This window comes from Bifidobacterium callitrichos DSM 23973 (assembly GCF_000741175.1).
In the GTDB taxonomy this organism is placed as follows: Bacteria; Actinomycetota; Actinomycetes; order Actinomycetales; family Bifidobacteriaceae; genus Bifidobacterium; species Bifidobacterium callitrichos.
On sequence record NZ_JGYS01000007.1, the window covers coordinates 88614 to 108542 of the forward strand.

Below are 19929 nucleotides of genomic sequence, written 5' to 3' on the forward strand. Positions count from 1 at the left end.
TGCCATCGTGAGGATACCCCTCATAAGCGAGATAGATATCCGCAAAGGCCCGAAAGTACCCCTTATAACGCAGAAACCGTGTCATAACGCAGCAATCAGGGTCGAGGTCAGTGGTATTCCTGGCTTCCTCGGGCATCCGACTCGGGTTTCGCTCCGGTCCCCGATCGGGCTTCCGGCTGTCTGGCTTTTCTGCCTCCTCTAATTGCCTGAAATTGTATGTACTGTCAAGAAAGTGATTCATTATGTCCGAACAATCGGTTCCCGTCATGACCGGCGGCCATTCGGTGGCCGCCCGGGTCAACAAACATAAGCCGGATTGGCGTGGTTGGAAGTTCATGGCGCCGTTTGCGGTGGTGTTCGTGTTCGTGTTCATCATTCCGATCGTGTACGCGATCTATATCAGTTTCTTCAAGAAGCAGATGATCGGCGGTACGAGGTTCGTCGGGGTGGAGAACTACGCGCGTTTGTTCCAGGACGGTCAGTTCTGGAGCAGTGTGGGTCGTGTGGCGTTGTTCACGGTGGTGCAGGTGCCGATCATGTTGTTCCTGGCGGCCGCGATCGCGTTGGCGATCGATTCGATGAAGCTGCATGGCACGAAGTTCTTCCGTATCTCGACGTTCCTGCCGTACGCGGTCCCCGCGGTGGTCTCGACCCTGATCTGGGGTTTCGTGTATGGCGCGAAGTACGGTCTGATCGGTTCGTTCAATGACTTCTTCGGCACGAACATCGATCTGTTCGCTCCGAACGTCCTCTTGGCGTCGATCGGGAACATCAACACGTGGGAGTTCACGGGTTACAACATGCTGATCTTCTACAGCTCGCTGTCGACGATCCCGCACAGCCTGTATGAGGCGGCGTCGATCGATGGCGCGAGCGAGTGGCAGATCGTCAAGAGCATCAAGCTGCCGGAGTTGAAGGGCAGTCTGGCGATCACGGTGATCTTCTCGATCATCGGTTCGTTCCAGTTGTTCAATGAGCCTTCGATTTTGCAGAATATGGTGCCGGGTAATGCGATCACGACGTATTACACGCCGAACATGTATGCGTACAACCTGAGCTTCAGTGGCAACCAGTCGAATTATGCGGCGGCGTTGGCGATCACGATGGCGGTGATCACGATGGCGATCGCGTATGCGGTGCAGTTGAACAGTATGAAGGAGCAGATGAAGTGATGCTGGTGACGCAAGTGCTGCGTGCTGATGCGCCGCGCGTGACGGGTGCGGGCGCCGCCGTGGGCGCCGCCGTCAGTCGGGCGTCGCTTTGGATGCCGGGGATGTCATCGTCGATGGGTAAGGAGATCAGGAAATGAGTACGGCGAATGCGGGTGTGTCCACCCGTTTGACGGATGCGGAGCTGCGCGCACAGGAGCGCGAGGCGAAAAGGGCCGAGCGCGAGCGTCAGAAGCGCATCGCCCGCGACGAGGCCGCCGAGAGGAAACGCAGCGCGAAGGCCGGTTTCGCGAATGTGAACAATCCGCGCCGCAGCGTGTGGATGACGGTGGTGTGCGCGATCTTTGCGGTGTACTGCCTGTTCCCGTTCGTGTACCTGCTGATCAACGCGACGAAGACCCAGGCGGACTTCACGAGCACGTTCGGTCTCGGTTTCGGCAAGACGTTCGCCCTGTGGGACAACATCGTGACGGTGTTCACGTATCAGGACGGGATCTTCGGCCGCTGGCTGGTCAACACGCTCCTGTACGTGGTGGTCGGCGCGGGCGGCGCGACCCTGCTGGCGATCATGGGCGGGTACGCCCTCGCCAAGTTCCGGTTCCCGGGCAGGAAGGCGGTGTTCGCGGTCATCATCGGTTCGATTTCCGTGCCGGGTATCGCGTTGGCGGTCCCGCAGTTCCTCCTGTTCGCGAAATTGGGGTTGACGAACACGCCGTGGGCCATGATCATCCCGAGTCTGATCAGCCCGTTCGGACTCTACTTGATGTGGATCTTCAGCGACCAGGCCGTGCCGACCGAACTGCTCGAGGCGGCTCGCGTGGATGGCGCGAGTGAGTTCCGTACGTTCTGGCAGATCAGTCTGCCCCTGTTGGCGCCGGGTATCGTGACGACGTCGTTGTTCACGATCGTGGCGACGTGGAACAACTACTTCCTGCCGTTGATCATGTTGAAGGACGCGGACTGGTATCCGTTGACGATCGGTCTGAACCAGTGGAAGGACCAGGCGTCCACGGCCGGTGGTCAGGCGATCCAGAACCTGGTGATCACGGGCTCGCTGATCACGATCATCCCGCTGGTGATCGCGTTCCTCGCCCTGCAGAAGTACTGGCAGTCCGGCCTCGCCGCCGGCGCCGTCAAGGAATAACAATAATTCGGAGCAATCATGGAAATGACATCGCGTAGACCATTCAAATGGCCGGCGCTGCTTACGGAATCGGGTCGCGGCATCGCGTTCGGCGGCGACTACAACCCCGACCAGTGGCCGGACGACGTGGTGGCCGACGACATCCGTCTCATGAAACAGGCGCATGTCAACACCGTCGCCCTCGCCATCTTCAGCTGGGATCGCATCGAACCGACCGAAGGCGCGTTCACGTTCGACTGGCTCGACGGTGTCATTGACCAGCTCGGGCGTGCGGGCATCGCGGTGGATCTCTCCTCCGCGACCGCCGCCGCGCCGATGTGGCTGTACGAATCGCATCCCGAGGTGCTTCCGGTCGACAGGTACGGCCATGTCGTCAACCCGGGCAGCCGCCAGTCGTGGCGACCCACGAGTCCGGTGTTCAAACGGTACGCGCTGCGCCTGTGCCGCGAACTCGCCGAACACTACAAGGACAACCCGACCGTGACCGCATGGCACGTCGGCAACGAGTACGGCTGGAACAACCGGTACGACTACTCCGACGACGCGTTGCGCGAGTTCCGCTTCTGGTGCGAGCGGCGCTACGGCACCATCGACGTGCTCAACGCGGCGTGGGGCACGGCGTTCTGGTCGCAGCATGTCAACGGCTTCGACGAGGTGCTGCTGCCGCGCCACATGGGCGGCGACTCGATGGTCAATCCCGCCCAGCAGCTCGATTTCGAGCGATTCGGCAACGACATGCTCCTCGACTTCTACAAGGCCGAGCGCGACGCGATCGCCGCCATCTGCCCGGACAAGCCGTGCACGACGAACTTCATGGTCTCCACCGACCAGTGCTGCATGGACTACGCGCAGTGGGCGGACGAGGTCGATTTCGTCTCGAACGACCACTACTTCCACGAGGGCGAATCGCACTTGGACGAGCTGGCTTGCTCGGATGCGCTCATGGCCTCGCTGGCCCACGGCGACCCGTGGTACGTGATGGAGCACTCCACGTCCGCCGTGCAGTGGAAGCCGTGGAACGCACGCAAACGTCACGGTGAACTCATGCGCGATTCCCTCGCGCATGTGGCGCTGGGCGCCGACGCGATCAACTTCTTCCAGTGGCGTCAGTCCACCAGTGGCGCCGAGGCGTTCCACTCCGCGATGCTCCCGCATGCGGGGGAGGATTCGAAGCTGTACCGGGGCGTCACCGAACTCGGCGAGGCCTTGGAGACGCTCTCCGATGCTGGCGTGCAGGGCACGTGCCTGCGCCGCGCGGACACGGCGATCCTGTTCGACGCCACCTGCGAATGGGCCACACGCTGCGAGACCCTGCCGAGCATGCGGCTCAGCCACTGGCACGACGTGCGCGACTGGTACCGCGCATTCCTCGACGCCGGCGCCCGTGCGGACGTGATCCCGCTCGCCTACGACTGGAGCGGATACGGATATCGCACGATCGTGCTGCCGACGCTCATCGCCCTGTCCGACGCGGACGTGCGGCGCATCGCCGACTTCGCGCGCTCCGGTGGCCGAGTCGTCGTCGGCTACGCGACCGGCCTGATCGACGAGCGATTCCACGTGGGGCTCGGCGGCTATCCGGGGGCGGGGAACGGCCTGCTGCGCGAGCTGCTTGGCATCCGCTCCGAGGAGTTCAACATCCTCGGGTCGGACGATGGTTCCGGTGACGGGACGTCCGAGGGCGAGCCTGCCGCGATCACTCTGTCGAACGGCATGACTACGCGCCTGTGGCAGAACGACGTGACCTCCACCGCCCAGGACACGACCGTGCTCGCCGCCTACGCCGGTGCGGCCGCGGCCGAATGGGAACTCGACGGCACGCCCGCCGTCACCCGCCACCCCTACGGGGACGGCGAGGGCATCTACATCGGCTGCGATCTGGACCGCCACGATCTGGCGCGGCTCCTTGGGGAGCGTGGCTTCGGCGCGGCATCGGGCGCGACTGTGGATGCGGCGACGGCCAACCCGCAGGTCATCCACACGATCCGTGAATCCGAGGACGGCGCGGTGCGGTTCGATTTCTATCTGAACCGAGCCAAGGAAGCGGTGCAGGTCCCGGGAATCGAGGGAGAGCCGATCATCGTCTTCCGGTGTGAGGCCTCAAAGGCTCCGAAGACGCCGGACGCTGCATCCTACACGCTCGGCCGCAACGCGATTCTCATCACCAGGACCGTTTCCCGCGGGTAAGATAATGACGTCGAAACCCGGGTCAAGTCATCCCGTGTCAGCGGTTCGTTGACTGTGCCCGGATATTGGGTATATGCGGGCCTCACGCATAGCGTAAAGGGTGGTGAGATCGGTGAACGAAGTGGAATCGCAGGCATCGCACGATCCGGTTGCGCTTGGCTCGTCCATGCCCGCCGGCGGCACGCCGGCTAAACCCGCCCGCCCCCGCCGCGTCACGCTGCGCGACGTGGCTGAGGCGGCCGGCGTCTCGCTCAAGACCGCGTCCAACGTCATCAACCATTCCGGGCGTATGAGCGATGCCACGCGCACCAAGGTCGAACTGGTCATCAAGGACCTCGGCTACCGCGTCAACGTGGCGGCGCGCAACCTGAGCCGCGACCACACCGGCTTCATCACGCTCGCCGTGCCCACGCTCACGCCTCCGTACCTCGCCGAACTCGCCAACCGCACGATCGACGCCGCGCGCCTGCAGGATTACTCCGTCTACGTCACCACCTACGCGGAGGGCTCGGCCAAGGGCGCGCGCGACCTGCTGCGCCACTTCAACTCCACCGTCTCCGACGGCATGATCCTGTCGATGAGCGAGGTGGAGGACATCCGTCCGGAGGATCTCGAGGTCGACTTCCCGCTCGTCGTGGTCGGCGCGCGCACCACGTGGGGCAGGGCGGATCACGTGACCCCGGACGATATCGCCGCCGCGGCCACCGCCGCCGGATACCTCTACGACCATGGTTCGCGCCACCTCGCCATCGTCGGCGCGCGCGGCACGTACGATGAGACCTCGCTTCTGGGAGCGATCGAGGGCAACGCCCAGCTGCGTACGCGCGGCGTCATCGAGGAGACCCGCCGCCGTGGCCTCGAACTCGATCCGCGACTGGTCGGCGCCACCGATCAGGACTGGACGATCGGCGCCGGCGCCCGCGTCACCCAGCGGCTCATCGATGCCGGCGTATCGTTCGACGGCGTCGTCGCGTTGAACGACCAGCTCGCCATCGGCGCGATGACCGCGCTGCGCACCTCCGGCTACGACGTGCCCGGTCAGGTGCAGGTGATCGGCTTCGACAACATCGAGGAGGCCCCCTACCTGCAGATCCCCCTGACGACGATGGCCTCGAGGCTCGAGTGGACCGCGCCCACCGCCGTCGAACGGATCCTGGGGCGCATTCGCGGCGACTTTTCCGCCCCCGAACTCCTCATGACCAAGTCGCACGTCATCGCCCGCGCCTCCACACGGTGATGCACCAACGTGTACAGTGAGTGCGTAGCAGCAACGAAGGAGCAGCCATGACGAACGAATCCACGCCGAATCCGGCATCACAGTCCGCGGCGAAGCCCGTATTCCACACGCCCGTGATCACCCTGAACGACGGCCATCTCATCCCGCAGATCGGCCTTGGCGTCCTGAGGATCGACGACGAAGGCGTCACCCCGGTCGTCGAAAGCGCGCTCGAGGCTGGATACCGCCACATCGACGGCGCGGCCGGCTACAACAACGAGGCCGGCGTCGGCCGCGCGCTCGCTGAAACCGGTTTCAACACCGGCGAGAAGCGCAAGTCCCTGTGGCTCACCACCAAGCTGCGCGACTCCCAGCAGGGCTACGATTCCGCCCTCAAGGCGTTCGACGACTCCCTTGCCAAGCTGCAGGTCGACTACGTCGACATGTACATGATCCACTGGCCCACCCCGTTCGACTGGCGCAGCGGCGAGACCTGGAAGGCGTTCACGAAGCTGCGCGAGGAGGGGCGCGTGAAGACCCTCGGCGTGTGCAACTTCCTGCCCGAGCATCTGGAGCGCCTGCACGAGGAGACCGGCGAATGGCCGGCCGTCGATCAGATCGAACTGCATCCCACCTGGCAGCAGCGTGAGGTCGTCGCCTTCTGCAAGGAGCACGGCATCGCCGTCGAGGCGTACTCGCCGATGGCCCGCGGCGCCGACCTCAACGCCGGCGACGGCACGATCGAGCGCATCGCCGAGGCGCACGGCGTCACCCCGGCGCAGGTGATCCTGCGCTGGCACATCGAGAACGGCACGATCATCATCCCCAAGTCGGTCCACGCCGACCGTCAGCGGGAGAACCTCGACCTGTTCGGCTTCGTGCTCGACCCGGCCGAACACGCCGCGATCGACGAGCTCGACGGCCCGACCCGCGCCGGCCACGATCCGCTCACCTTCACGTATGCGTGATCGCCGCGTCGGCCGGCGACGAGGGAGAGGCGCAGGCGCCGTCCCCGCGCGATTCCGCCGACGGATCCTCACCGCGGCGAGCCCGCTCGAACGACTGCTCATCATCATGGTCGTCGTCGCGCTGGGCGGCATCGGCGCGGGATCGCTCCTGCCGAATCTCAGCCCCGAGATCGGCAAGGTCTCGGGACTCAACGCTGCATCCGGGCCCGCCGCCGACGCGCTCGCGAAACTCACCGTCGACGACGCGCAGAACGCGTCCGGCTACGATCGCGACGCGTTCGGCTACCGGGAGACCGACGACGACGGCAACGGCTGCGACATCCGCGAGGACATCCTCGCCCGCGACCTCAAAGACGTGCGATACAAGGCCGCGACCGGCCCCGGCGCGTGCCAGGTCAAATCGGGCGTGCTCGACGACCCGTACACAGGCAAGACCATCCACTTCACGCGTGGCGTGGACACCTCCGCCGCCGTGCAGATCGACCACGTCGTCGCCCTCGAGAACGCGTGGGCCTCGGGCGCGCGCAACTGGGACACCGCCAAACGCCGGCGATTCGGCAACGACCCGTACAACCTGCTCGCCGTCGACGGCCCCGCCAACCAGGAGAAGGGATCCGCGTCCGCCGCATACTGGCTGCCGACGAACGGCTCCTACCGATGCGAGTACGTCGCCCGCCAGATCGGCGTCAAATCGACCTACGGCCTGACCGTCACCACCGCCGAAAAGGACGCGATGCTCGCCGTCCTCCATACCTGCCCCGCCCAGCAGATCCCGTAGGCTATGCCCTGCCTCCCTCGGCTCCCCTTGTCAGGGGAGCTGGCCCGTGAAACGGGCCTGAGGGGTAGTCGAGGCGACAATGAGACCGCGCATGCGACTGGCGAAAGCAGCAGCAAGTAACACGGTCGCGCTATACCTTTGCGTGGAAATCGATGACCATGGCATGGTCATGCGCGGGATGTGCGCGGGACATGCATGACACGCGAGGGGGATGGATAACGAAAAAATGAGCGTGAACATCGATAACGGCAGCAGCAACGGGAACGGCACCGGGAACGCCGGCAACGGGGAACACACACCCAAGAACAGCGATCGCGTCGTCGCGGGATCGACCGAAACCAGCTACCCGACCATCGCCAGAAGCGGACACGCCCACGGCAGCGGCTACGGGCGCATCCACGGCGACGCCAAACGAGCCAAAATCACCGCCGCCATGCGCCGCAACGGCGACTTCGCACACGGCAACCTCGTCGGCGCCGACGGATACCAGCGGCCCGAACCAGAGATCGAGAAGGAGCGTCAGGCGGCGCGCCACCAGTCGGGCAAGGTCCACCACGGCCACGCGCTCGCCGGCATTCTCGGCCCCGCGTTCGTGGCGGCCGTCGCGTACGTGGACCCGGGCAACGTGGCCGCGAACATCACCTCCGGCGCGCGATACGGCTACCTGCTGGTGTGGGTGCTCGTCGTCGCCAACGCGATGAGCGTGCTCATCCAATACCAATCCGCGAAACTCGGCATCGTCACCGGCAAATCGCTGCCGGAGCTGCTCGGCGAGCGCATGCGCGACGCCGGGCGATTCATGTTCTTCATGCAGGCCGAGGTCATCGCCATCGCGACCGATCTGGCCGAGCTGATCGGCGGCGCGATCGCCCTGAACCTGCTATTCGGTCTGCCGCTGTTCGTCGGCGGCGTGATCATCGGCGCGGTCTCCACCGTGCTGCTCCTGTTCGAGGGCGGCAAGACGCATCGACTGTTCGAGAAGATGGTGATCGCCCTATTGCTGGTCATCACGTTCGGCTTCATCGCCGGGCTCTTCATCGCCCCGCCTGACCCCGTGGCCGTGGCCGGCGGCCTGATCCCGCACTTCACCGGACGCGACTCGGTGCTCATGGCCACCTCCATGCTCGGCGCGACCGTCATGCCGCACGCGATCTACCTGCACTCCACGCTCGTCAACGACCATTACGTGGGCGGCGAGAAGCGTCCGACCACGCGCGAACTGCTCCACGGCTCGAAGATCGACGTGGTGTGGGCGCTGCTGCTGGCCGGCTCGGTCAACCTGTGCCTGCTGGTCCTCGCCGCGAACTCGCTGTACGGCATGAAGGGCACCGATTCGATCGAGGGCGCGCAGCACGCGATCGTCACCGTGCTCGGGCCCGTCATCGGCACGATCTTCTCGATCGGGCTGTTGGCCTCCTCGCTGAGCTCCACGTCGGTCGGCACCTACGCGGGCTCCGAGATCATGCACGGACTGCTGCGCATCAAGGCGCCGATGTGGGCGTGCCGCGTGGTCACGCTCGTACCGGGCCTGATCGTGCTGTGGTTCGCGCCGAATCCCACCGAGGCGCTGGTCATCGGTCAGGTGATCCTCTCGGTCGGCATCCCGTTCGCGATCATCCCGCTGCTGCGCTACACCCACGATCGCAAGCTGATGGGGGAGTACGCCGACGGTATGGTCAAGCACGTGGTCTTCATCGCCGTAGCCGCCCTGATCGTCGCCCTGAACGTCCTCCTCATCGCCCTCACCCTCTTCGGACTGGCGTGAGGTGCGTGCGGCGGAGAGTACTCCGTCTGGTGGCGGGTGGCACGGTGCCCTCCATCGGGTTCTCCCTTCTCCCTTCTCCCTTCCCGGCTGCCGCTCAACGCGATTATCCGCTGATTTTGCGTTGAGCGGCAACGGTTCGTGGTGAGCCTGTCACTCGTCTGCCACTCAACGTCAAAAAGCACCGTTTTCTCGTTGAGTGGCAGTGATTTGTGCCGCTCAACGGTATTTCACTGCGTTTTCGCGTTGAGCGGCAGCGGCATCGCCGAATTCATGATTTCCTACGAGGACTCGAATTGAAGAATCCTTGGAATTAAGCCATTTTGAGATGAGCTTGTCAGTTGTAATCGCACTCTTGCCGCGATCGCTTTGCCGCTCAACGTCAAAAACCATCATATTTGCGTTGAGCGGCAGCGATCTGTGCCGCTCAACGGTATTTCACTGCGTTTTCGCGTTGAGTGGCAGGCTCCTTCCCTAGAAGCCTTCCTCAGACTCCTTCCCCTCTACGAATTCCACATCATTTCCCGGGCTTTTTAGGACTCCCGGGATTCCCGAGAATCCTGAGCCTACTAGGACTCTCGGGATCTCGGGATCTCCGGGATCCTTAGGACTTCCGGGATTCCCGTACCTCTCAGGCCTCTCGGAATTCCCGGGACTCTCAACAACCCTCAAAACACCTGAGCTGAACCACACTCAACTCACTGCCGCTTCGCTCTTTTCCGAGCCTCCCTGGCCACCGATTCAATCGGCGCCTCCAACACGCGGAAGGGGAACTCCGCTCCACGCGTCATCAGCGCCCTCGCCACATGAAACGCCAGTTCCGCTCGTGCGCCGGCATCCGCAAGCGTCGCACCAGTCGCGATGAAGATCAGCCATCCTCTGCTGCGCAGACGATCGCGCTTCTCCTGATCCCTGCGCCATTGCGCCTTGTTCGTGCGATGATGATCGCCATCGTATTCGACCGCCACCCGATACTCCGGCCACGCCATATCCAGCGTCATGGCCGCTCCCGAGCGGAAGGTCGATCCAGAAACGACATGATTCAGCACCATTTCAGGCAACCCGTGTTTCAGCAGCGACAGTCGTTCGCGGGTTTCGGTGGGCGAATCCACGCCCGCCCTGATGAGCAGCGATGCCGTCTGGCAATTTCGCTTTCCCCTGAAACGAGGCAGAGCATCCGCGAAGCCCATAAGCTCGCGACGGATCGTCTCCGCATCCCGCCCCTGCGCGAGCTTCGGCTGCCGAATGATCGCGGTGATGATCGCGTCGCCGAGCACGATCAGCGATTCCATCGTCAGATGATGGGCGAGTTGTGCCCAGGTGTGGAACAGATCCAGTGCGTAGACATGCTGGTTGATGCGCACATTGGCGTCGGGGTACTGGACGAGAGGCTGCCAGATGTGCGCTGTGATCGACGGATCCGCCAGCCGCGTGCGTCGGTCACCGCTGCTGGAGACCGTGTGCAGTTGCGCGGTGTCGAGATCACAGTCGTCGGGTATCGGCACGGATTGGAGTGCGAGTGATGTGGTCATGCCGAAGAGGAGTCGTTTGCCGGCGGATTTCGCCGCGTCCGTGCACCGTTGGACGGTGTCTCGTCTGCGGTCGGCGAGCGACTCGTGCAGGGTCGGTTGCGTGGGATCGGTACCATTCGGCGATCGGAACGCGTTCGATCCGTATTCCCCGCGCGAGCGGGAGTAAGCCGTGTGCGGTGGCGAAAGCGTGTTCGCGGGAGGAATGCCGTCCCATTCGGCATCGATGCCGAAGCCGTCGGAGGCGGAAACGTCGTCGTTTGTCGAGGTGATTGCGCCGTAAGTAGTCATGGCGGCACCGTACAGGGCGATCGCGTACGTGCGAAAGCCCAAACGACCAATGTGGACGAAACCCCTGTGGATATCCACTTATCCACAATTCGCGTGACGGGTGGAAGGGTCGCTATCCCTCCGGATGGGCGTAGGCGAGAACAGCTGTGCAAACTATGGTGTAAAAGGTGTCTTATATGCTCAGCTGTTCACTGTCATGAGCCTTTGAGCATCGAATCACTCGTCAGGTGTTTCCCATCTGAGATCGGCGTGGTTCCAGTGTGTGGATGGTGTGCCATCTGAAATGGGCACGTTCAGGAATCGAATAACGAGATCTTCTGCCTCCTCAAGATCGTATGACCGGGCTGGGGTGCTTGCTGCGGTCTTTCTGAATTGCGAGGTTTTCCAGCTTCCGGGAACGTGGAAGACGAGCGGGAATGGGAGATGCCGTCTGTGGCATTCGCTGCGCAAGGCCTCCGATAGTTCAGTCGCATTGCAATCCTGTGTGTTGGCGATGATAATCAAATCCACAAGATCCTTGATTCTCGTGGATTCGCGTCCACTTATTCTTTCTACTACGGCGCATGCTTTGTCGGCTATCTGATTGGCGATGGGGTAGAGACGGTATTGATGAGATTCCAATTTTTTGATTAATGCTGGAAGATTCCGGGGAGAGATGACCTCGACGTTCTGTAAAGCCCCCTGATGGGTGACAAGATCGACGTGGATATTGCTGAGCTCCTTCGTTCCCAAACTCATGCGGAAGACCACCCGGTATCCGTCAAGGTATGGCTGGTTGTCTCCCTGCGCAATGGGCGTGACCGAATCGAAGGTGAAGGTGAAGAAGTCATGCAGATCCTTGGATGCGAGACGCTTCAGGTCCTCGAGGGATTGGTCCAGATCGTAGCCCTGCTCGAACAGGTCTGCATCTAATGTTCGTCGGGTCGTAGGGATACGGGCAAGCATGGCGCTGCCTCCCTTGAGCACCCATTCGCTGTGTTCATCTTCGCTGAACACACGGCTTAGGAAACGGTCGTGATGCATCTGCCGAATGATGTCGGCTATATTGCGCTCTGGATGCCGTTGGTGTTCGCTTTTTGCCGCGGCTTTGATGGCTTGTTCGACGGCTAGACCGTTCGTGTAATGATCATTGGCCACTGCGTTGCTCCTTTGGACGTTCTGCCGGCTACCTGGATTTCTGATTGTAATCGGGTGGCCGGAGTGATTGAGCTATACGGGGACGAACTGCCTCTAGTATCTGTTGCGTTGCTTGCGTGAATGCCGTGTTCTGTGTTCTGACGAGAGTATCGATTATCGGAGACAGGGAATCGGAATATTGCTGTGATGACGCGATCTGGGTCATGGTCTCTTGCAGCTCTCTGATTTGCGGAGACATAATTTGCGCAATCAGCTTCTGGGCCGATTGGATGCCTTGTTGGATGCGTTCGTCGACGGGAGCGGTAAGCTCGCGGAGCATCCCAGCGCCATCTCCGGTGGTGAAACCGTTACGTTTTGCATAGGGGGCAAGCAGTTTCTCAAGGTATGGGCGGTTGAGATTGTCGTATGTTTCGATGCTGCAGTTCAGGAACATGCCTGACACCAGTGAAAGATCCATATTCTCCGCGACAAGATCAGCAACGGTCTGCTCTAAGGTGGTGATCGGCAGACCCTCTCGTACGGTCAGTGACTCGATCGGATAGCTTTTTAGCCGAATCGTAATATCCGTCCGCTGCGTTTGCTTCCTTGAAGGAGTGCTAAAGCAATAAGGTTCCGGAACGAAATCGCCTACCCTCAGGAGCCATGCTGCGGTACGGGAGCATACTACGGCGTCGGGAGGGGTGATCTGCAGTCGTTCCTCCGCGGTTCTTTCGGGATACAGGGATAGCCATGCGGCGTGCAGCGATTCAAACTGTTCGGACGGGGCGGAGATGTTGCGGTACACGCCCTTGCATACCCTCTCTAGCTTGCCTGTTGATTCCAGTCGAGACATGAGGGACCGTGCGACGCCCAGCCGTTGCGCCTGTGCAGTGGTAACCAGCCCCCACTGGGTTGCCGTCAGCGGGGTGAGGCGTTGAATGATTGAGCTTCTAACCATGCTTGGATTGTATACTATAAAGTATACAATCCAAGCATGAGTAAGCGGGTTGAGGGTATGTGGTGAAAGAAACGACCTATACGCATTGCCCTGAAGGTTTTGTGCGATGCACCAGCATCTCCAGCCTTCAGGGCAATGGGGAATCAGTGCGATTCAGCGCGAATATAGGCGACGTCGGGTGATGGTCACTCGGCGGTTTCGGTGTTCTCGGACTCGGCGCCCTCAGCGGACTCCGAAGCCTTCTTGCGGCCGCGGCGCTTCATCGTGCCGACGGTGGCGTTCTCGGCGTTGAAGATGACGGCCTTCTCGTGCGGGAAGTATTCGCCGTCCACGGACGCGTAGGCGACCTCGCCCTCCGGGGCGTCGGTGAGGGTGAAGAACTTGCCGATCGCCTCGATGGCGTTCTTCTCGCGGATGCTCACGGAAAGGATCTGCTTGCCTTCCGGCTTGCTGAACTTCACCGCGTTGAGCGCCTTGGAGGTGGTGACCGCGACGGCGATCTGCTTGGTGTTCTCGTTGACCAGCAGGCGCACGTACGCCGGGTATCCGAGGGCCTGCGCGGTGGCCTTGTTGAAGCGGATGGTGTTGCCGGTGAACGTCATCACGATCCTGCCGACCGGCTTGACGAATTCGACTTCCTTGAATCCCTGAAGGGCGAATGCCATATTGAACTCCTTGATTCAGTGGTATTCCAGTGGAATTTCCAAAGGTATTTCCATATCAGTATAACGAATAACCGCGAGTATCGCGGTAATGCAGGGCCGCTCTTATCCGAAGGGGCATTTGTCGCATTACGGCCGGCATAAAACGGTGCAAATGATTGCTGGTTGTGGTACCGGTTGTGGCGCCGGTTATGAGCAGGTCGTGAGCCTTGGCAGTGTTCAACGGTTCCATTTCCCTGTTTTCACACAGGCGGACAAGCCACTAGCCAAGCCTCTAGCCAAGCCGCTAGCACTGTTCGATGCTCATGCGAATATATGCCGCATGTTCGCGTAGATATTCTCGTAGATAGGGGATCGCGAAGTCGACGAGTCCGTATCCTTTCTCTTCGATGACCTGTGCGTCGAGCAATCGGGCCCGGTAGGTGCTGGCATAGCTGACGTCCTTGCCCATGCGGCTGGCGATCGTGGATGTGGATGATGGGCCGTCGTCCTGCGCCATGGCAAGCAGATAGGTTTTGTCGACCGGCGAGAGACTATCGAGCTCGGGGCCGTGTACGGTGTCGCCAAGCCGAACGAGTGCTTTGGCGATGCCTTCACGGGCGTCCTCCATGGAGACGACGGGATTCAGCGGGTGTCGGCGTCTGACGAGTCGCCAGATGTGGTATCCCACCAGTTGGACCATGAATGGGTATCCGTAGGTGGCTTCTGCCGCCGTACGCAATGCCTCGCCGGATATGGTCATGCCTGATTCGGTGAAGGTGTCCTCGAAAGCCTCGGCCACGTCATCCAAGGGTACGTCGGCCAGCATATGTGGTTCCGCACGTCGCATGAACGTGGTCGCCTCGTCGTTGAGCCATTTTGATGACATGGATGGCAGACCGGCGAACACGAAGGCGAAGTTTCTATTCTCCGTGTTCATGTCCTGAGCGGCCGTGGCGATGGCGATCATATCATCCCTGCTGGTGGCCTGTGCTTCATCGATTGTGATGAGAAGTCCCGTTTTTCTCTTCTCGAGTTCGGTCAGTCTGCCGTGCAATGCGTCGGATAATGTCAACGGCATCTGTTGCGGTGATTCGTAGTGGAATTCCCCCAAACTGCCGCCGGCGATGTTTGCGATGCTGATGCTGGGGCTTACTCTGAATCCGAATGATCCCTTCTCGGTACGTAGATGCGTCACGAGTCGTGCTGCCAAGCCTTTTGACGCGGATTCTCTGATGACGTCCCAGCCGCGTTCCTGGGCGATGCGAGAGAATTCGGAGAGCAGCACGGTTTTGCCGACGCCTCTGGCTCCCGTGATGCGCATGAGGCGGGAAGGAGCGCCGGGGCCGTCGTCCAATCCCTCGACGAAATCATCTATGACCTCGTTTCTGCCGATCAGCAGTGGGGGTGTGAACCCGGCACTTGGCTTGAAGGGATTGCTTCTGGTGTCGGTCATTCCATGCGCCTTCCTGTGATCACGAACTTTCGTAAACATTATAAAACATTATGAAAACTTATGAAAAAATAAAATGAGCGGCACGGGGTGCCGTCAGTGATGGTGCCAAGACCGGGGCGATTCGTCGTTTTCCGGTGCCGTTGGGCGATGAGCCGACTTCCGACACGGTGTACGTGTCATTGGCGATGATGTCGCCTTGGCCCGCGTAGTGATTTCCGGAATGTGCGTACGTTGTCCGTGGCTATCTTGGCCCGACTCCGCGTTTTCGTATGCTGCCGGGCTCGTAGCGTACGGTCCTTGGGGTTATCGGCGTGGGATCACCCGTTTTCGTATGCTGACCGTGAGTGGGCGTACGAAATCGGGTGATATCGGCCGTATGGTCCCGTTCCGCGTACACTGATCGCCGCTCGGCGTACGTAAAACGGGGTCATACGGTAGTACCGTCGGTCCGGACGTTGCCATCGCCGTCCAGCGTACGTGGAACGTGGGCTGCGTTACTGCCGTGACTGTGCCATGTCAGTCCGTATGCCAGCCGGTATGCCAGCCCGTAGTCAGCCCGTATGACTGCACAGTGAAACACTCGCCCCCTTGACATCCCCCCTTGTGAATAAACTGCAAAAAGGAGATGCCCCCGTCTAGTTGTCTCATGCCCGTTGGGCTGATGGAAGATGGTTGATGGAGAACCGGTCGGGTCGGCAGACGCCTGATGTGGCGGGAGCCGTGTCGAGGCGGAACGTGAGTAGAGAACGTGAAGTAGAGGTGCAGGGAGAAGTTGACGTACAGCAAAGACTCGTACTCCGCAGCGCAAGGAGAGGGGAATTCGCCCGTGAATCCCGTGAATGCAGCCTCGACCTCGCCGCTGACCGGACCGGCAGTTATGCCTCAAGCCTCCGGCGATAACAACGCCAGCAACACCAACAAGGACGATAACAATGCGTCGATTGGCCAAATGGCAGACGCAGCCGGTATAATCGACAACTCCGGAGCGCCCGATGTGCCCGGAACGCCAAAGACGCCGAAGACGCCGAAGATGCCAAAGACGGACGAATCGCAGGCGAATGACTCATCGGAGGAGACGAGGCGCGAGCTGAACGACATGCGACAGAGCCAGCTCTCTCACGTACTGTACTGGCGATTCTTCGTGAACATCGCCCTGGCATGCTGCGACGCGGCCATGTTCCTGATCGGCGGCGCCACGGTGTCGAATCTGCGCGGGGAGACCGGCCCGTTCTGGTCGGTGCGTTTCCACCTATGGGTGAGCGACTCCGTATTCCTCGTCATCACCTCATGCCTATGGGTGTGGTGCCTGTATCGTCTGGGCGTGTACCACCGTCACGTGATGGGCGATGGCTATCGACTCAACATGAAGCTGTTCTTCAGTGCGGTGCAGTGCGGTCTGGCGCTATGCGCGCTGGTGTTCCTCCTCGACCTGCGTATCACGCTGGTCAATCTCATTCTGATCGTGCTCGCCGGCTTCGCCCTGACTCTGCTCGAGCGTCTGATCTCCCGCCTGTACATCACGCGGACCCGCCGCCACGGCGCCTATGCGTACGCCACCGTTCTCGTCGGCTCGCCGAAGGGCATGGCGAAGACCCTGCGATTCCTTGATCGCCGTCAGCAGCTCAACTACCGTACCGTTGCCCTTTGCCCGGTTCGGCTCAACGAGGAGACCGGCCTGATCGAGGCCGATCGTGACGTGAAGACCCTGCAGGAGCTGATTCTCGACAAGTGGCCGGAGCTCAAGGTCATCGAGTACAGCGAACACGGTCTTGCCGAGACGTTCGTCCGCGAGCAGATCCAGACCGTGATGGTCACGGACGTGTTCCGCCGCTTCTCCGACAACTTCAACATCTTCTCCGTGCGCATGGAGTCCCTGGGACTTGAGATTGCCCTGATCTCGTCCGCCGCGGATATCGCCGGACACGAGACGCAGGTGCGTTCGATTCAGGGCACGACGATCGTCACGTATCGTCTGCCCCAGTATTCGATGAAGACCCGCATCGTCAAACGACTGTTCGATCTGGTGGTCTCGTCCCTGGCGATCGTGCTGTCCCTGATCATCACGCTGCCGGTGGCGATCGCGATCAAGCTCACCGACGGCGGCCCGGTGTTCTACACGCAGAAGCGCATCGGTCTGCGCGGCAAGCCGTTCCGCATGATCAAGTTCCGTTCGATGGTGGTCAACGCGGACGCACTCAAGGCCAAGCTGGCCGCCGAGACCGGCCAGAAGGACCGCTTCATCTTCAAGATGAAGGACGATCCGCGCATCACGAAGGTCGGCCACTTCATCCGCAGGTTCTCGATCGACGAGCTGCCGCAGTTCCTCAACGTGTGGATGGGCGACATGTCCGTCGTGGGCCCGCGTCCGCCGCTGCCGGAGGAGTACGCGCGCTACAACCGCGTGTACGCCACCCGCATGCTCGTCAAGCCGGGCATCACCGGCCCATGGCAGGTGTCCGGCAGGTCCGACCTGTCCGCCGAGCAGAGCGAGGCGCTCGACGTCTCGTACGTGCAGGACTGGTCGATCTCCGGCGACATCAACCTGATGTTCCGCACGGTCAGCGCCGTCCTGAGCCACAAGGGCGCCTACTGATAAAAACCGACTGAAAATACCCCCATGGCGGTAGAATTCCGCTTCGATGAACGCGCAACATAACCATGGGGGCAACGAGGGCGCAGAGGTGGGGAAGGATGACTCCCGCTCTCCGTTGAACCCCCCGCATCCGCCGGAATCTCCGAAGCCACCGGAGAGCACAACGAGTCATGCCTCCGAACCCGAATTCGGACCCGAGCCCGAACTCGAGGCCTCGCCCAAGGTCTACATGCCGCACGTGGACCAGAAGGTCATCGAACAGGAACGGCAGGAGGCTGAACGGCATAAGCACCGCCGCCGCATGAGCCGCGAGCACATCAAACGCATCAAGCGCAGAAAGCGGATCCGCAACATCCTCATCGCCGTGGCGGTGGTACTGCTCGCGCTCGCCGGCATGGCCGCATGGTTCGCCACGTCGGCCACTAAGGCGAAGAGCGAGATCGAGGCCGCCGTCCAATCCGCAAGCGGCATCCAGAAACAGGTCAGCAGTGGGGATACGGCCAGCGCGAAGACCTCCATCAATGCCTTCGCCGCACACATCGACGCCGCCTACGCGCAGACCAGGCAACCGGTGTGGCGTCTGGCCGAGTTCATGCCGTATTACGGATCGGATGTCAAGGCCGCGCGAGACGTCGTATCCATCCTCGAGGATGTTTCGGTCAACGCACTGCCGAAGCTGGCCGACTCCGCAGCAGCGCTCGACTTCGACAAGATCGGCATCAAGGACGGCACGATCCAGCTGGGCGACATGAATGCCGTCGTACAGAACCTCGACGCCGCCAATCAGGTTATCTCCGACGCGAACGTCCGCCTCAACAACATCTCCGGCACGCACATCCCGCAACTGACCGAAGCCCTGAACACCGGCAAGACCAAGTTCAAGGAGCTCGCGGACCTGACCGATATGGTCGCCCGCATGGCCGACATCATGCCCGCCATGTTCGATCTCGACCAGACCGGCCAGACGAACGCCACGCCGCGCACCTACCTCGTGCTCGCGCAGAACAACGCCGAACTGCGCGCCACCGGAGGCATCCCGACCTCATGGAGCACGCTCACCATTGACCGGGGCAAACTCAGCATGGGCACGTTCGATACGCCCCCGCGCGCCGGTCTGTACTCCGAAAGCGAGGCGCAGAGCGTCCTCACCCCGGACGAGCGCAATCTGTTCTCCACGAAGATGGCCACCGACTATCAGGACATCAACTTCACACCCGACTTCCCGCGTTCCGCAGCGCTCGCCAGCGCCATCTGGCAGCGGGCAGGACGCGGCAACGTGGACGGTGTGATTAGCGTCGACCCGGTGCTGCTGCAGCGTTTGCTCACAATCGCCGGTCCGGTCACGCTCACGGACGGCACCGCGTTGAATGGCGATAACGCCGCACAGGTGATTCTCAACCAGACTTATATCGACAAATCCTCTTCGGAGGAGCAGGATGCCTTTTTCACGATGGCCGCCGGTCAGGTCTTCGACCATGTGCTGCACAATCTCAACGGGCATAACAGGGAGCTTGTCACCACGATGCGTGAGGCTGTCACCGACGGACACGTATATATATGGAGTGCGCACGAGGAGGAGCAGGAGAAGATCCAGGATACGGCGATCTCCGGTGCGCTCGCTTCGAACCCCGCCAAGCCGGTGGTCGGCGTCTACTTCAATGATGGCACGATGGGCAAGATGGATTGGTACCTCAAACGTGAGGTGACCAGCACCTACGACAAGACGTATCCCAACGGCGCCAAGCAGTATACGATCCACATCAGGCTCACCAACACCGCAGACGCGGCACAGGTCAACGCAGCGCCCGATCTGCTGCGCGGATATGATGCGAACCATCAGCCTCGTCACGGCGAGATCGAAACGGTGATGTACATCTACACTCCTGATGAGGGGCGTCTGGTGGATTGGGATCCGCAGTTCGACCAGATCGCCACGCATGACACGCTGACGTTGGGAGCCAAGACGATCACGCTGCAACCGGGGGAGAGCTTCGAAGCCACGGTGCACGTACTGGCCAGCCCGAAGGCCGGTTCGAATGCGTTGGTTTTGAGACAGACCCCCTTGGTCGACTGAGAGTGACCCCCCTAGTCCTTATAGTGAAACAGTATCGGAAGAGTACA

16 protein-coding genes are annotated in these 19929 nt (G+C 61.5%); 10 read left to right on the forward strand and 6 right to left on the reverse strand.

Annotated elements, in window-relative coordinates:
- The first annotated feature begins 242 nt into the window (after nt 1-242).
- The 8 genes from BCAL_RS05410 (at nt 243) to BCAL_RS05440 (ending at nt 9227) form a co-directional block, all read left to right on the forward strand.
- Complete coding sequence (locus BCAL_RS05410) at nt 243-1172, forward strand: carbohydrate ABC transporter permease (protein WP_043167600.1); 930 nt, start codon at nt 243-245, stop codon at nt 1170-1172.
- Nucleotides 1172-1309: a hypothetical protein gene (locus tag BCAL_RS13130; RefSeq protein ID WP_156101961.1), complete on the forward strand. Its 138-nt coding sequence runs from the start codon at nt 1172-1174 to the stop codon at nt 1307-1309. Before BCAL_RS05410 ends, BCAL_RS13130 begins: the two co-directional genes overlap by 1 nt.
- Nucleotides 1306-2313, forward strand: a complete 1008-nt coding sequence (locus BCAL_RS05415; RefSeq protein ID WP_043260024.1) for a carbohydrate ABC transporter permease — start codon at nt 1306-1308, stop codon at nt 2311-2313. The genes BCAL_RS13130 and BCAL_RS05415 overlap by 4 nt, the downstream gene beginning before the upstream one ends.
- 24 nt (nt 2314-2337) lie before the next feature.
- On the forward strand, nt 2338-4500 hold the full coding sequence (locus BCAL_RS05420; RefSeq protein WP_043167503.1) for a beta-galactosidase: 2163 nt from the start codon (nt 2338-2340) through the stop codon (nt 4498-4500).
- Between the two features lie 166 nt (nt 4501-4666).
- On the forward strand, nt 4667-5737 hold the full coding sequence (locus BCAL_RS05425) for a LacI family DNA-binding transcriptional regulator (protein ID WP_043167521.1): 1071 nt from the start codon (nt 4667-4669) through the stop codon (nt 5735-5737).
- A 47-nt stretch (nt 5738-5784) separates the two neighbouring features.
- Nucleotides 5785-6684 carry an aldo/keto reductase gene (locus BCAL_RS05430; protein ID WP_043167501.1) on the forward strand — a complete coding sequence of 300 codons (900 nt, stop codon included), beginning with the start codon at nt 5785-5787 and terminating at the stop codon, nt 6682-6684.
- Nucleotides 6677-7462, forward strand: coding sequence for an HNH endonuclease family protein (locus tag BCAL_RS05435; RefSeq protein ID WP_052119318.1), 786 nt, complete (start codon nt 6677-6679; stop codon nt 7460-7462). The genes BCAL_RS05430 and BCAL_RS05435 overlap by 8 nt, the downstream gene beginning before the upstream one ends.
- 433 nt (nt 7463-7895) lie before the next feature.
- Nucleotides 7896-9227 (forward strand): Nramp family divalent metal transporter, encoded by a 1332-nt coding sequence (locus tag BCAL_RS05440; protein ID WP_081887294.1) that lies wholly within the window; start codon nt 7896-7898, stop codon nt 9225-9227.
- Nucleotides 9228-9443: 216 nt separating this feature from the next.
- On the opposite strand, the gene BCAL_RS13135 is transcribed toward BCAL_RS05440, so the two are convergent.
- The 6 genes from BCAL_RS13135 to BCAL_RS05465 form a co-directional block, all read right to left on the reverse strand.
- Complete coding sequence (locus BCAL_RS13135) at nt 9444-9620, reverse strand: beta-ketoacyl-[acyl-carrier-protein] synthase family protein (protein WP_156101962.1); 177 nt, start codon at nt 9618-9620, stop codon at nt 9444-9446.
- Nucleotides 9621-9922: 302 nt separating this feature from the next.
- A complete protein-coding gene (locus BCAL_RS05445; protein WP_238549626.1) occupies nt 9923-11086 on the reverse strand; it encodes a hypothetical protein in 1164 nt (387 codons plus the stop codon).
- 174 nt (nt 11087-11260) lie between these two features.
- Nucleotides 11261-12181, reverse strand: a complete 921-nt coding sequence (locus BCAL_RS05450; protein ID WP_052119317.1) for a nucleotidyl transferase AbiEii/AbiGii toxin family protein — start codon at nt 12179-12181, stop codon at nt 11261-11263.
- A gap of 28 nt (nt 12182-12209) precedes the next feature.
- Complete coding sequence (locus tag BCAL_RS12175; protein WP_052119316.1) at nt 12210-13118, reverse strand: type IV toxin-antitoxin system AbiEi family antitoxin domain-containing protein; 909 nt, start codon at nt 13116-13118, stop codon at nt 12210-12212.
- A 185-nt stretch (nt 13119-13303) separates the two neighbouring features.
- Nucleotides 13304-13783 (reverse strand): hypothetical protein, encoded by a 480-nt coding sequence (locus BCAL_RS05460; protein ID WP_052119315.1) that lies wholly within the window; start codon nt 13781-13783, stop codon nt 13304-13306.
- 283 nt (nt 13784-14066) lie between these two features.
- A complete protein-coding gene (locus tag BCAL_RS05465; RefSeq protein ID WP_043167499.1) occupies nt 14067-15215 on the reverse strand; it encodes an ATP-binding protein in 1149 nt (382 codons plus the stop codon).
- Between the two features lie 1030 nt (nt 15216-16245).
- On the opposite strand from BCAL_RS05465, the gene BCAL_RS05470 reads away from it, so the two are divergent.
- Together BCAL_RS05470 and BCAL_RS05475 are read left to right on the forward strand one after the other, a co-directional pair.
- Nucleotides 16246-17808, forward strand: coding sequence for a sugar transferase (locus BCAL_RS05470; protein ID WP_043167511.1), 1563 nt, complete (start codon nt 16246-16248; stop codon nt 17806-17808).
- 229 nt (nt 17809-18037) lie between these two features.
- Nucleotides 18038-19882, forward strand: a complete 1845-nt coding sequence (locus tag BCAL_RS05475) for a DUF4012 domain-containing protein (protein ID WP_238549627.1) — start codon at nt 18038-18040, stop codon at nt 19880-19882.
- Nucleotides 19883-19929: the final 47 nt, after the last annotated feature.